Source organism: Streptomyces sp. NPDC026092, assembly GCF_040638605.1.
GTDB lineage: Bacteria > Actinomycetota > Actinomycetes > Streptomycetales > Streptomycetaceae > Streptomyces.
This window is the reverse complement of the sequence record NZ_JBEZYN010000013.1, coordinates 68,323-81,306: the sequence shown is the minus strand read 5'-3', so window position 1 is coordinate 81,306 and position 12,984 is coordinate 68,323. Positions and strand designations below refer to the sequence as shown.

9 protein-coding genes are annotated in these 12,984 nt (G+C 70.4%); 2 read left to right on the top strand and 7 right to left on the bottom strand.

Going from position 1 to position 12,984, the window contains the following annotated elements; all coding sequences use genetic code 11:
* Positions 1-88 precede the first annotated feature (88 nt).
* Complete coding sequence (locus AB0F56_RS21895) at positions 89-694, bottom strand: YdbC family protein (protein ID WP_362012188.1); 606 nt, start codon at positions 692-694, stop codon at positions 89-91.
* Positions 695-833: 139 nt separating this feature from the next.
* On the opposite strand from AB0F56_RS21895, the gene AB0F56_RS21890 reads away from it, so the two are divergent.
* Entirely contained in the window at positions 834-1,364 is a 531-nt protein-coding gene (locus AB0F56_RS21890; RefSeq protein ID WP_362012185.1) for a TerD family protein, read from the top strand.
* 82 nt (positions 1,365-1,446) lie between these two features.
* On the opposite strand, the gene AB0F56_RS21885 is transcribed toward AB0F56_RS21890, so the two are convergent.
* Positions 1,447-4,335 (bottom strand): vitamin B12-dependent ribonucleotide reductase, encoded by a 2,889-nt coding sequence (locus AB0F56_RS21885; RefSeq protein ID WP_362012182.1) that lies wholly within the window; start codon positions 4,333-4,335, stop codon positions 1,447-1,449.
* A 161-nt stretch (positions 4,336-4,496) separates the two neighbouring features.
* Positions 4,497-5,009 carry a transcriptional regulator NrdR gene (nrdR, locus tag AB0F56_RS21880; RefSeq protein ID WP_362012180.1) on the bottom strand — a complete coding sequence of 171 codons (513 nt, stop codon included), beginning with the start codon at positions 5,007-5,009 and terminating at the stop codon, positions 4,497-4,499.
* A 480-nt stretch (positions 5,010-5,489) separates the two neighbouring features.
* Between nrdR and lexA the strand changes: the two genes are divergently transcribed.
* Positions 5,490-6,281, top strand: coding sequence for a transcriptional repressor LexA (gene lexA / locus AB0F56_RS21875; RefSeq protein ID WP_362012177.1), 792 nt, complete (start codon positions 5,490-5,492; stop codon positions 6,279-6,281).
* 117 nt (positions 6,282-6,398) lie between these two features.
* Here the strand turns inward: lexA and AB0F56_RS21870 are convergent, their stop codons facing one another.
* The 4 genes from AB0F56_RS21870 to AB0F56_RS21855 form a co-directional block, all read right to left on the bottom strand.
* Complete coding sequence (locus AB0F56_RS21870; RefSeq protein ID WP_362012174.1) at positions 6,399-8,372, bottom strand: ATP-dependent DNA helicase; 1,974 nt, start codon at positions 8,370-8,372, stop codon at positions 6,399-6,401.
* A 37-nt stretch (positions 8,373-8,409) separates the two neighbouring features.
* The gene (locus AB0F56_RS21865) at positions 8,410-10,260 is read right to left on the bottom strand and encodes an IucA/IucC family siderophore biosynthesis protein (RefSeq protein ID WP_362012171.1); all 1,851 of its coding nucleotides are present in this window, start codon (positions 10,258-10,260) and stop codon (positions 8,410-8,412) included.
* 61 nt (positions 10,261-10,321) lie between these two features.
* Positions 10,322-11,014, bottom strand: coding sequence for a GNAT family N-acetyltransferase (locus tag AB0F56_RS21860; protein WP_362012168.1), 693 nt, complete (start codon positions 11,012-11,014; stop codon positions 10,322-10,324).
* A 77-nt stretch (positions 11,015-11,091) separates the two neighbouring features.
* The gene (locus AB0F56_RS21855) at positions 11,092-12,972 is read right to left on the bottom strand and encodes an IucA/IucC family protein (protein WP_362012166.1); all 1,881 of its coding nucleotides are present in this window, start codon (positions 12,970-12,972) and stop codon (positions 11,092-11,094) included.
* Positions 12,973-12,984: the final 12 nt, after the last annotated feature.

Genomic DNA, 12,984 nt, shown 5'->3' with positions numbered 1-12,984 from the left:
CCCTAGATCGCCCGCTTCGCGCGGGCTCAGCCGGGGAGGCACCCGGCGTCCATCCGGCGTACGCGGCCGGCACACCGCCTGCGGGTGATCAGACCGTCCAGGACGGTTCGAGCTGCACCACGTCCCCGCTGAGCGCCGCCACGTCGGCCTCCGTCTGGGCCCGCAGCCCGAGCCGTTCGACGCGCTCCACCCGGTACTTGCCGTGCTCCGCGGCGGACCGCCACATCGAGAGCACCACGAACTCGTGCCCCGGCGCCTCTCCGAACACCCCGCGCAGCATCCCGGGAGAACCGGCCATCGCCGGGTTCCACACCTTCTCCTGCATCAGCGCGAAGTGCTCGACCCGGTCCTCGTGGACGCGGCAGTGCGCCACGCGCGCCACGTCGGCGTCCGTGAACCGGGGTTCGAAGCCCGTCTTCACGTCGAAACGGTGGTCGAAGAGTTTGACCTGGAGGTCCTTGAACGAGCCGGACTGCGTGGCCGCGAGCCGGTCGTGCGAGCGCGCCATGAACGAGTCGTAGAAGGCGCGGCTCTCCCAGAACGAGAAGACATGAGCGACATCGGGCCGCGCCCGGCTCCACCCACCGCCCTGGCCCCGGAATCCCGGCTCGCCCAGCAGCCCCGCCCATTTCCGCTGTCCCCGTTCGAACCCCCGACGGTCCACGACGGTGCAGCGAATCCACTTGACCAGCACGGCGCCATCGTACGGGGCATTCACCCTCCGCCACCCCGTTCTCGCGGTGAGTGCGCATGACACCATGAACAACCGGTCGGAGACCATGGGCAGTTGACCGGGCCCGCGGTACCAGTCGTACGCAGAGAGGGAATTCACGGTGAGCGGACTCAACAAGGGGGTCGGCAAGGTCGAGGTGACGCTCAAGTGGGACCCCAGTCCGATCGGCGCGTCGGCGCACGATCTGGACATCATCGCCGGGGTCTACACGGCGGACGATCCGTACGGTGCGCCCGCCTACCTGGTGCACTTCGACAGCCGCTCCCCCGACGGCACGATCACACTCGCCCGGGACAGCCGTACTGGCCAGGGCTTCGGCTACGACGAGGCCATGACCCTGGAGCTCAACCGGCTCGCGCCGCGGTACGCGCGCGTGGTGGTGGGAGTGGCCATACAGCAGGGTTCCGGACGGCTGACGTTCGGCGACATCGTCAACACCGGTGTACGGGTGCGCGAGGGCTACCGGGACCTCGCCGAGCACGGCTTGGAGGCCGTCGCCGGATCCACGGCGGCGACGGTCGTGGAGTTCACCCGGGACGGACCTGATGCCTGGTCCTACCGGTCCGTGCTCCGCGGCTTCGACCTGGACCCGCGGGCCTTCGCGGCGGTGATGGGCGCCCAGCACGTCTGAGAGCCCGACGGAGACCCGCCTGAAGCGAGAAGGGGACCGGCCTGAGGCCGGTCCCCTTCTCATTCACCGTTCAGCCGGCGGCTCAGCTGCAGCCGCTGGTCGAGCCGCAGCCCTCGCAGATGTAGCAGGAGCCGGCCCGCTGCATCTTCGTGCCGCAGGAGAAGCAGAGCGGGGCGTCCGCGCTGATGCCCAGCTGCATCTCGACGAGCTCCGCCGAGGTGTGCGCCTGCTTCGGGGCCGGGACCTCGACCTTCGGCGGGGTCGAGACGGCCTTCAGGGTCTCCGTCTGGCGCGGGGCGGACTGGGCGAGGCCCTCGACGTCCACCTCGTCGTCGGAGGGCTCGTAGGAGCCCGTCTCCAGGTGACGCTGACGCTCCTCGGCCGAGTGGATACCGAGCGCGGAGCGGGTCTCGAAGGGCAGGAAGTCCAGCGCCAGGCGGCGGAAGATGTAGTCGACGATCGACTGCGCCATCCGCACGTCCGGGTCGTCCGTCATGCCGGCCGGCTCGAAGCGCATGTTGGTGAACTTGGAGACGTACGTCTCCAGGGGGACGCCGTACTGCAGACCGACGGAGACGGCGATGGAGAAGGCGTCCATCATGCCGGCGAGCGTCGAGCCCTGCTTCGACATCTTCAGGAAGACCTCACCGAGACCGTCGTCCGGGTAGGAGTTGGCGGTCATGTAGCCCTCGGCGCCACCGACCGTGAAGGAGGTGGTGATCCCCGGACGGCCCTTGGGCAGACGCTTGCGGACCGGGCGGTACTCGACGACCTTCTCGACGGCCTCGCGGATCGTCGCCTCGGACTTCGCGGTGACCTCGGCCTTCTCCTCCTCCTTCTTCTTGGCGGAGAGGGGCTGGCCGACCTTGCAGTTGTCGCGGTAGATCGCGAGCGCCTTGACGCCCATCTTCCAGGCCTCGAAGTAGACCTCCTCGACGTCCTCGACCGTGGCCGTCTCCGGCAGGTTCACGGTCTTGGAGAGGGCGCCGGAGATCCACGGCTGGATGGCGGCCATCATGCGGACGTGGCCCATCGCGGAGATGGAACGCTCGCCCATGGCGCAGTCGAAGACCTCGTAGTGCTCGGTCTTCAGGCCGGGGGCGTCGATCACGTTGCCGTGCTCGGCGATGTGGGCGACGATCGCCTCGATCTGCTCCTCCTGGTAACCCAGGCGGCGCAGGGCCTGCGGGACGGTGCCGTTGACGATCTGCATCGAGCCGCCGCCGACCAGCTTCTTGAACTTGACCAGGGCGAGGTCGGGCTCGAGGCCGGTGGTGTCGCAGGACATCGCGAGACCGATGGTGCCGGTCGGGGCGATGACCGACGCCTGAGCGTTGCGGAAGCCGTTCTTGGCGCCGAGGCGGATCACGTCCTGCCAGGCCTCCGTGGCGGCGGCCCAGATCGGCGAGTCGAGGTCGTCCACGTGGACGGCCGCGGTGTTGGCGTCCGCGTGCTGCTTCATGACGCGCTGGTGCGGCTCGGCGTTGCGGGCGTAGCCGTCGTACGGGCCGACGACCGCGGCGAGCTCGGCGGAGCGCTTGTACGAGGTGCCGGTCATCAGCGAGGTGATCGCACCGGCGAGGGCGCGGCCGCCGTCGGAGTCGTACGCGTGGCCGGTGGCCATGAGCAGGGCGCCGAGGTTGGCGTAGCCGATGCCCAGCTGACGGAAGGCGCGGGTGTTCTCGCCGATCTTCTGGGTGGGGAAGTCGGCGAAGCAGATGGAGATGTCCATCGCCGTGATGACCAGCTCGACGACCTTGGAGAAGCGCTCGACGTCGAACGACTGGTTGCCCTTGCCGTCGTCCTTGAGGAACTTCATCAGGTTCAGCGAGGCGAGGTTGCAGGACGTGTTGTCCAGGTGCATGTACTCGCTGCACGGGTTCGAGCCGTTGATCCGGCCGGACTCGGGGCAGGTGTGCCAGCGGTTGATGGTGTCGTCGTACTGGATGCCCGGGTCGGCGCAGGCCCACGCGGCCTCGGCCATCTTGCGGAACAGCGACTTGGCCTCGACCTCCTCGATGACCTCACCGGTCATGCGGGCGCGCAGGCCGAACTTGCCGCCGTTCTCGACGGCCTTCATGAACTCGTCGTTCACACGGACCGAGTTGTTGGCGTTCTGGTACTGGACGGACGTGATGTCGTCGCCGCCCAGGTCCATGTCGAAGCCCGCGTCGCGCAGGGCGCGGATCTTCTCCTCCTCCTTGACCTTGGTCTCGATGAAGTCCTCGATGTCGGGGTGGTCGACGTCGAGGATGACCATCTTGGCCGCGCGGCGCGTCGCGCCGCCCGACTTGATCGTTCCCGCGGACGCGTCGGCGCCACGCATGAAGGAGACCGGGCCGGAGGCGTTGCCGCCGGAGGAGAGCAGCTCCTTGGAGGAGCGGATGCGGGAGAGGTTCAGGCCGGCGCCGGAGCCGCCCTTGAAGATCATGCCCTCTTCCTTGTACCAGTCGAGGATCGACTCCATGGAGTCGTCGACGGACAGGATGAAGCAGGCGGAGACCTGCTGGGGCTGCGGCGTGCCGACGTTGAACCACACCGGGGAGTTGAAGCTGAAGATCTGGTGCAGGAGGGCGTAGGCCAGCTCGTGCTCGAAGATCTCGGCGTCGGCGGGCGAGGCGAAGTAGCCGTACCCCTCACCGGCCTTGGTGTAGGTCTTCACGATGCGGTCGATGAGCTGCTTGAGACCGGTCTCGCGCTGCGGGGTGCCGACGGCCCCGCGGAAGTACTTGCTGGTGACGATGTTGACCGCGTTCACCGACCAGAAGTCGGGGAACTCGACGCCACGCTGCTCGAAGTTGACCGAGCCGTCGCGCCAGTTGGTCATGACGACGTCACGACGCTCCCAGATCACCTCGTCGTACGGATGCACGCCCGGAGTGGTGTGGATGCGCTCGATACGCAGGCCCTTGGCACCCTTGGCTCCCTTGGCGCGGGAACCTCGTGCCGGACCGCTCGCCGTCTCTGTCATGCCGCCTCCCATATACGGGCAAAACACCCTTAAGTGCCCAGATAATCCCAGGGCACTGTCTTCTTTGTCTGCTGTCGCGGGCGCCGCTCGGAACGCCCGTGACACGTCTTTTCGGCCGCGACGCGGCCGGCCACGACCGGACCCTCGGTCCGGCCGGCCGGTCAGTCGGCGGCGGTGGCGGGAACGGGGACCTCGGGGGTCGCTCCGGGCCCGCAGCCCTCTGCGGATGGCCGTCGTTCGCGGAGTTCCGCGACCGCGGCCTCGAAGTCGTCGAGGCTGTCGAAAGCCTTGTAGACGGATGCGAAGCGCAGGTACGCGACGAGGTCGAGATCCTGCAACGGGCCGAGGATGGCCAGACCCACGTCATGGGTGGTCAGCTCGGCGCTCCCGGTGGCCCGCACCGCCTCCTCGACCCACTGGCCGAGCTTGGCGAGGGCGTCCTCGGTCACGGGCCGCCCCTGGCACGCCTTGCGCACACCGGAGATGACCTTGGTACGACTGAAGGGTTCGGTCACGCCCGAGCGCTTCACCACCATGAGCGAGCACGTCTCCACCGTCGTGAAACGACGGGAGCAGTCGGGGCACTGGCGGCGGCGTCGGATCGACGTCCCGTCGTCGGTGGTGCGACTGTCGACGACACGGCTGTCGGGGTGCCTGCAGAAGGGGCAGTGCATGGTTTCCGACCCTCCCTCACGGCGCGACTGAATAGCCTCACCGGGCCCGTCAAGGCCCTCGAAGCGACCACCAGCATAGGCGATGCGGATCCCCCCGGAAGACCGGGGACCACTACGTGTAGGTGGCTGATGCAATCCAACCACTAGATCTAGGGTTCAGCCCGTTTCCGGCACTTCGCGCGTGTCGCGCGGTCCAGCCGCACGGCCGACCGGCCACGAGGGTACGGGACGCGCGCGGCGCCGCCGATTCCGGCCCGCCGGATGCGAGACTGGAACGGCACCCCCGCCCGCGTGCGGCCGACGGCTGAACGGTACCGTAATGACCGAATTGCCTCCGGCGCCCGGGCTCGCATATACACCCAGTCGCGAACACACGTAAGGCAATCTGCGTTTTTTCACTCGAACGTGTGTTTGGCGCAACCTTTCGAAAGCCACTACCGTTGTGCCAGCGAGGGAGACCATTCGAGAGGGGCCGCCGACGTGACCACCACCGCAGACAGTGCCACCATCACTGCCCAGGACCGCTCCCAGGGCCGACTCGAGGCGGTGCATGCCATGAATGACGCAGCCACGAACGGGGACGGGGAGCCAGGGCGACCTGCGCGCTCGCTCCCCGGACGACCTCCAGGCATCAGGGCCGACAGCTCGGGCCTGACCGACCGGCAGCGCAGGGTCATCGAGGTCATCCGGGACTCGGTCCAGCGGCGCGGATACCCGCCGTCGATGCGCGAGATCGGTCAGGCGGTGGGCCTCTCCAGCACGTCCTCCGTCGCGCATCAGCTGATGGCGCTGGAGCGCAAGGGCTTCCTGCGCCGTGACCCGCACCGCCCCCGGGCGTACGAGGTGCGCGGCTCCGACCAGCCGAGCACCCAGCCGACGGACACGACCGGCAAGCCCGCCGCGTCGTACGTGCCCCTCGTCGGCCGGATCGCCGCCGGTGGCCCGATCCTCGCCGAGGAGTCCGTCGAGGATGTCTTCCCGCTCCCCCGGCAGCTGGTCGGTGACGGCGAGCTCTTCGTCCTGAAGGTCGTCGGTGACTCGATGATCGAGGCCGCGATCTGCGACGGGGACTGGGTCACCGTCCGGCGCCAGCCGGTCGCGGAGAACGGAGACATCGTCGCCGCCATGCTCGACGGCGAGGCCACGGTCAAGCGCTTCAAGCGCGAGGACGGCCACGTCTGGCTGCTGCCGCACAACGCGGCGTACCAGCCGATCCCTGGTGACGAGGCCACCATCCTCGGCAAGGTCGTGGCGGTACTGCGGCGGGTGTGACACCACCTCGCCGGCTCTGACCGGGCCCCGGGACCCACTGCGCCGGTCCCGGGGCCCTGCTCTGTCCTCGACCGGGTCCTGCCGTGCCACGGCAGGACCCGGTCCGCGTCTCAGCCCTCAGGCTTCTGCCGCCTTCGACGCCGCGTCGATCGCGGCCAGCGACTTCCGCACCTGATTGCGGTCCGTCGTGTACCAGAAGTCGGGCAGCGAAGCCTTCAGATAGCTGCCGTACCGGGCCGTCGCCAGCCTCGGATCGAGTACGGCGACCACACCACGGTCTCCGGTGGCCCGGACGAGACGTCCCGCGCCCTGGGCCATCAGCAGGGCCGCGTGCGTGGCGGCGACGGCCATGAAGCCGTTGCCACCCGCGTCCTCCACCGCCTTCTGGCGGGCGCTCATCAGCGGGTCGTCGGGGCGCGGGAAGGGGATCTTGTCCATGACAACCAGCTGGCAGCTGGCCCCCGGGACATCCACTCCCTGCCAGAGGGAGAGCGTACCGAAGAGACATGTCTGGGGGTCGGCGGAGAAGTTCTTGATCAGCTCGCCGAGCGTGTCCTCGCCCTGGAGCAGGATCGGGAACTCGGGGATCCGGGTCCGCAGCTCCTCGGCGGCGAGCTGGGCGGCACGCATCGAGGAGAACAGTCCGAGCGTCCTCCCGCCCGCCGCCTGCATCAGCTCCGTGAGCTCGTCGAGCATGTCCGTCCGGTCGCCGTCGCGCGCGGGGCGGGCCAGGTGCTTGGCGACGTAGAGGATGCCCTGCTTGGGGTAGTCGAACGGCGAACCGACGTCGATGCCCTTCCACTCCGGGATGTCGTCGCCCTTGGTGCCCTCGGGGGCCAGCCCCAGGGAGGCCCCGACCCCGTTGAAGTCGCCGCCCAGCTTCAGGGTGGCCGAGGTGAGGACCACCGAGCGGTCGGCGAAGAGCTTCTCGCGGAGCAGCCCCGACACGGAGAGCGGGGCGACCCTCAGGGAGGCGCCGAAGCGGTCGTGGCGTTCGTACCAGACGACGTCCCACTCGGAGCCCAGGGTGATGCGCTCGGCGACGGCGTGGACGCTCTCCACGGAGGCGAGGGCCTGCTTGCGGACGGCGTCCTCGTCCTGGACGGACTTGTCCCGGGTGGTGCCGAGCGCCGAGATCACATTGCGGGAGGCGTCCCTCAGGGCCATCAGCGCGTAGCCGAGGTCCTCGGGGATCTCCTCGAGCCGGCCCGGCAGGGCCAGCTCCATCAGCCGCTCGAAGCCCTCCGCGGCGGTCTGGAGCTGGTCGGCGACCTTCTCGTCGACGAGCTTCGCCGACCGGCGGACGGCGCGGTTGACCTGGCCCGGGGTGAGCTCGCCGGTGGCGACGCCGGTGACCCGGGAGACGAGCTCATGGGCCTCGTCCACGATCAGCACTTCGTGCTGCGGCAGGACAGGCGCGCCCTCGATCGCGTCGATGGCGAGCAGGGCGTGATTGGTGACGACGACCTCCGCCAGCTTGGCCCGCTCCCGCGCCGCCTCGGCGAAGCACTCGGCCCCGTACGCGCACTTGGTCGCGCCCAGACACTCACGGGAGGAGACCGACACCTGGCCCCAGGCACGGTCCGAGACACCGGGGGTCATATCGTCCCGGTCGCCAGTCTCCGTCTCGTCCGACCAGTCGCGGAGCCTCAGCAGGTCCTGCCCCAGCTTGCTGGTCGGGGCCGCGGCCTCGAAGGGGTCGAAGAGGCCCTCCTCCTCGTCCTGGGGCACGCCCTCGTGGAGGCGGTGCAGGCACAGGTAGTTCGATCGCCCCTTGAGCATCGCGAACTCCGGACGGCGGCGCAGCTGCGGGTGGAGCGCGTCGACCGTGCGCGGAAGATCGCGCTCGACCAGCTGGCGCTGGAGCGCCAGGGTGGCCGTGGCGACCACCACGCGCTCACCGTGCGCCAGCGCCGGCACCAGATAGCCGAGGGACTTTCCGGTGCCGGTGCCGGCCTGGACCAGCAGGTGGGAGCTGTCGTCGATGGCCTCGGCAACGGCCTCGGCCATGGTGACCTGGCCGGGCCGCTCCGTCCCGCCGACGGCGGTGACGGCGGCGTGCAGGAGGTCGGGGAGGGATGGCTTCGTCATAGCGCGTCCACCCTACGGCGCTGCACTGACAGTCGGATCACGCGAGCGGATTCGGCACCGTTCCGTGGACGGCGGCGTGCGGGCGCTGGGGGCGGTCGCGGTAGCCGTCCAGGTGGAGACGGTTTCGGTTGAGACAGAGCCGCTCGATCCGCGGGACGAGAAGATCGAAGAGCTCGAACCGTTCCTTCAGCTCGGGGAAGCGCGCCTGGTGCCGCAGGATCTCGGCCCGCACGAGCGCCCAGAAGTCGGCTTCCGGTACGCCGAGTTGCTCCTCGCAGAGCGGCGCCAGGTAGCGGAAGACGCCGACGAACAGCCCTGAATGGATGAACTGGGTGAGGAAGTCGGGCTCCTCGGTGAGCAGGACGGCCCGGACGTCGTCGGGCATGGCGTCGTGCTCGGGCAGCGGGTGGGCACTGATGTTGACGTCGTCGACGAAGTCCTTGATCGCCAGGCGTACGGGAACGTCATGTTCGTCGAAGACGACGACGGCGTTCTCGCCGTGCGGGGAGAACACGGTTCCGTACTGGTAGAGGAAGTGCAGCAGCGGCGGGAGCAGCGCGGCGAAGAGCCGCTGCAGCCAGACCGTGGGGGCGAGTCCGGACCGCTCGACGAGTTCGGCGACGAAGGCGCGGCCGTCCGGGTCGGTGTGCAGCAGGGCGGCCAGCGTCCGGGCGCGTTCGCCGGGCGGGAGCCTGAGCGGTTCGCGCCAGATCGTGCCGAGGAGTTCCTTGTACTGGTACGGAACCTCGGGGAGCCGGTCGTAGAGGGGGTGCTCGACCGTGACCGACGCGACCTCGCCGAGCAGGATCACCCCGCACTCGTCGCGCAGGAAGGGATCGGCATCGCGGAGGCCGTGGACCCAGGCGGTCACTGCGGGGGCGGCGAGGGTCCGCTCCGTGGGGAGTCCGCGCCAGACGAGGGTGTTGAGCACGGAGAGCGGCAGCTTCACGGTGTGCCGGTCGGGCCTGCTGGTGTTGAGGAACGTACGGATGGACTGCTGCGGCAGGCGCAGGTCGCCGTCGGCGGGCAGCGGGACGATGGCGCCGGCCGCGACGGCGGGGGCGTAAAGCGGCAGGATGATCTCGTCCCACTGCCAGGGGTGGACGGGCAGCAGGAGGTACCGGTCGGGGTCGAGGCCGCGGGCGCGCAGCGTGGTGCGGTAGGTCTTGCGGATGTCGGTGTCGAGTTCGCGGTCGTAGAGCCGGTCGGGGGTGTCGAGGCCGGGGACTCCGCGATAGGCGGCGATGTCGGTGCTGACGGCGATCCAGGGGAGGCTCGCGGGCCGGCGGGCTTCGGGGGCCCAGCGGGTGGCGTCGGTGGCGGAGAAGCCGATCCGGCCCTTGTTGAGGACGAGCCAGGGGTGGCCGGTCATGTGGCCTTCGAGCTCGGCGTATCCGAGGTCCGCGAGCCGGTCGGCCGTGAGTGCCGTCCGGTCGAGGCGGGCGTCGGCGGCGAGGGTGGTGGTGAGCTCGCGGATCAGATGGCCGAGCGTGGCGCCGTCGAGGTCGAGGAGGCGGCGCGCGCGGACGAGGAAGCCGAGGGGGTCGGTCAGCGGCCGCCCGTCGAGCGCGATCGAGTCGAGGGCGAGGCGCCAGCTTCCGTAGGCGCCTCGGACGGCCGTGAAGGTCAGGGCCGACCCGTCGTCGAGGCGGAGGGTGTAGGGGCGAGGGGCGGGATCGGAGCCGGGTCCGGGGCTGTCGGGCGTCTCGGCCGCCGCGGTCTCCGCCGCCTCGATGTCGGCCGCCGGGACCGGCTCGATGATCTCTTCGTACGCGAACTCGGCGATGGTCTTGGCGAGCAGGCGGGCGGCGGCCCGGTTCCAGGCCTCGGCGGTCAGCTCGGGCGGCGCGAGCAGAACGGAGTCATGGGTGGCAGGGGACGTCGGCACGAGGACTCCTCGGGGTGGGAACCGCTGTGGGTCGAGCGGTGTATGTAAGGCAGGGAGGCGTTCACAGGACGTGACGAAGGGCGCGTTCGCGGACCATGAGGGCGGCTCGCTTGTCGGGGAGGTCGACTTCCGAGGAGAGGCGGAAGCCGGCGCTCAGGAAGGCCGAGACGGAAGGGGTGTTGCGCAGGTCGGGTTCGGCGATGACGCGGGTGCACCGGGGACGGTGGTCGAGCGCGAGATCGGCTACGGCACGGAGCAGCGCGGTGCCGACTCCACGGCCTCGGTCGGCGACGCCGCCGAGGAGGAGGTGGATGCCCGTGTCGTGCGGGCGGGCCGGATAGTGCCGGGCGAGCGGGTCGAGGTCGGCGCGGTAGATCTCGAAGTAGCTCATGGGGGTGGAGTCGAGGACTCCGAGGCAGGGCACGCTGCGTCCGTCGCCGTCGAGTTGGCCGCGGATGTGGGTGGCCGTGACGGTCTCGGGACCGGCGAGCTCCCAGAAGGCGGCGACGGCCGGGTCGTTCATCCACCGGGCGACGAGGCTGAGGTCGCGTTCGAGCCGGACGGGTACGAGGCGGAACGAGCCGACGGGGGTGGTGACGGGGCCCCAGGAGGCGACCGCGTCGAGGAGGTCGCCGTCCGTGGGCGCCGGGCTCTCGCCGGCGGCGATCAGGGCGACGAGTTCGTCCGAGAGGCGCAGGTCCAGGGTGTCGTCACCGCCCGGGTCGGTGGCGGGGCGCGCATCGGTGGGAGGCACGGTGGGGCTCTCCTCTCGGCGGGTCGGTCGGACGACGGTCGCTCGGCCGTCCGGTCGGGGCGTGGGCTCCAGGAGCCTCAGGAACGGAGGGGGTTGGTGATGGTGACGTAGACGGACTGGGTGTCGACGGGACCGACGAGTTCGTCGAGGCCGTGCAGACGGGTCAGGAGATTGGCCTTGCAGCGCAGCGTGGCGGCTTCCAGGAGCCGGTGCGGCAGCGGCGAGCCGAGGCTGGTGGCGGAGGTGAGGAACTGCCGGAATCCGGCGAGCAGGACGCGTTCGTCGGCGAGGTGCTGGGAGCCGAAGGCGCCGATGAGTCCGAGGACGTTGTTGATGCCGAGGTAGTAGGCGAAGCGCTCGTCGGTGACCTGGTCGGAGACGAAGGTGTCGCTCGTGGCGCCGATGCCCGGGAGGCGGCCCTCCAGCTCGTCGCGGCGGGACTCGCGGAAGTAGTAGCCCTGATTGTCGCGGTAGCGGCCGCCGATCGGCCAGCCGTCCGAGTCGAGGAGCACCAGGGTGTTCTGCTGGTGGGCCTCCAGGGCGACTCCGACCACGCCGTCGAGCCAGAGGACGGGGCGGACGACCTGGTCGAGGTAGCGCAGGAACCACTCGGCGGCGACGGCGGTCGTCGGGCGGCCCGTGCGGGCGGCGAGGCGGGTGACGATGTCGGTGAGCCGGGAGCGCATCCGCGTGGTGCCTTGCCAGGGGCGGAGAGCGGTGAGGGCGGCGATGCAGACGGCGTCGTCGCCGGTGGCGAACGGGTTGTGCCGGATCATGACGTCGAGACCGGGGACGGGCGCTCCGTCCGGGGTGTCGACGGCGAGCCAGGCGGGGTCGCGGACGATGTCGAAGCCGGGATGGGCGGCCTGCCATTGGTCGACCAGGCCCGTGCGCAGGAGCCGGTGGACCTCGACTCCGCGGTGGAGCTCCTTGCGGAGGTTCTCACGGCGGGAGTTGGTGATGCGGACGCCGAGGGAGAGCTTGAGCATCGTGCGGGCGCCGGGCCGGTGCACGGTGCGGACGGAGGAGGTGGGGTGCCAGGAGGCGCCGGCGGGACCGAGGTCGTGGAGGAGACCGGAGTCGAGGAGGGCGGCGACGGCGGGGCGGTGGGTCAGTTCGCGGGCCTGCCAGGGGTGCAGCGGCAACGGGACAGTACCCGAGGGCAGTTCGAGCCCTTCGGCGAGACCGAGGGCGAGCCGGCCGGCGCTGACCGGGCGGCCCTGTTCCGTCCAGGCCGAGTCGGAGGCCAGGACCGAGGGGGCGACAGCCATCCAGTGGAGCGGGAAGGAGCCGTACAGCTCGGGCGAGTAGAGCCGGGCCTCGGCGTCGGAGAGTCCTTCGCGGCTCTTCGGGGTGGGGTGGAGCGGGTGGCCGAGGAGCAGGCACTGCTCGGCGGTGAGGAAGAGGTCGGCGTCCGGGCCGGGGTTCGGGCGGCGCCGCCGGTCGGTGATGAAGTCGGCGGTGCGGCGGGCCGAGTCGGCGACGCGGCCGACGAGTTCGGTGCCTTCGGGGCGGCCGGTCTCGCGGCTGATCAGGGCGGCGACGGTGACCGCGTCGACGTTCGGGGCGGTGGGGTGGAGGCCTTCGAGGGCGGGCGGGCCGAAGCGGTGCCATCCCGTGGGCGACCAGTAGAGGACGGGGACGAGGAGGGCGGTGCCGCTGGCTTCGAGGGGGATGCGCAGGGTGGTCGAGCCGGGGGCCGGCAGGTTCTTCTCTCGTACCCAGCACCTGAGCAGGTTCTCGATGGTCGCCGCGTCGGCGGCACGCTGCGGATCCGGGTCGTCGAGGTGGTCCTGCCGGGGGGCGGCGGCAGTGGCGGCGACGACCGTACGCGCCGGTGTGGGCAGGGTGTCGTACGGACCGGAGTGCTGGCGCGGGACGGTGGCCTGCTCGACGGTGAGCGGGCCGTGCGCGGCGCTGCCGGTGTCGGACGCTTCGGAGGCGGGGCTGGCGTTCACGGGGGCTTCCTT

Excerpts from the sequence above, each read along its gene's own strand:
- AB0F56_RS21870 (WP_362012174.1), bottom strand. The coding sequence starts at position 8,372 with ATGACGAAGCCATCCCTCCCCGACCTCCTGCACGCCGCCGTCACCGCC.
- nrdR (WP_362012180.1), bottom strand. The coding sequence starts at position 5,009 with ATGCACTGCCCCTTCTGCAGGCACCCCGACAGCCGTGTCGTCGACAGT.
- AB0F56_RS21885 (WP_362012182.1), bottom strand. The coding sequence starts at position 4,335 with ATGACAGAGACGGCGAGCGGTCCGGCACGAGGTTCCCGCGCCAAGGGA.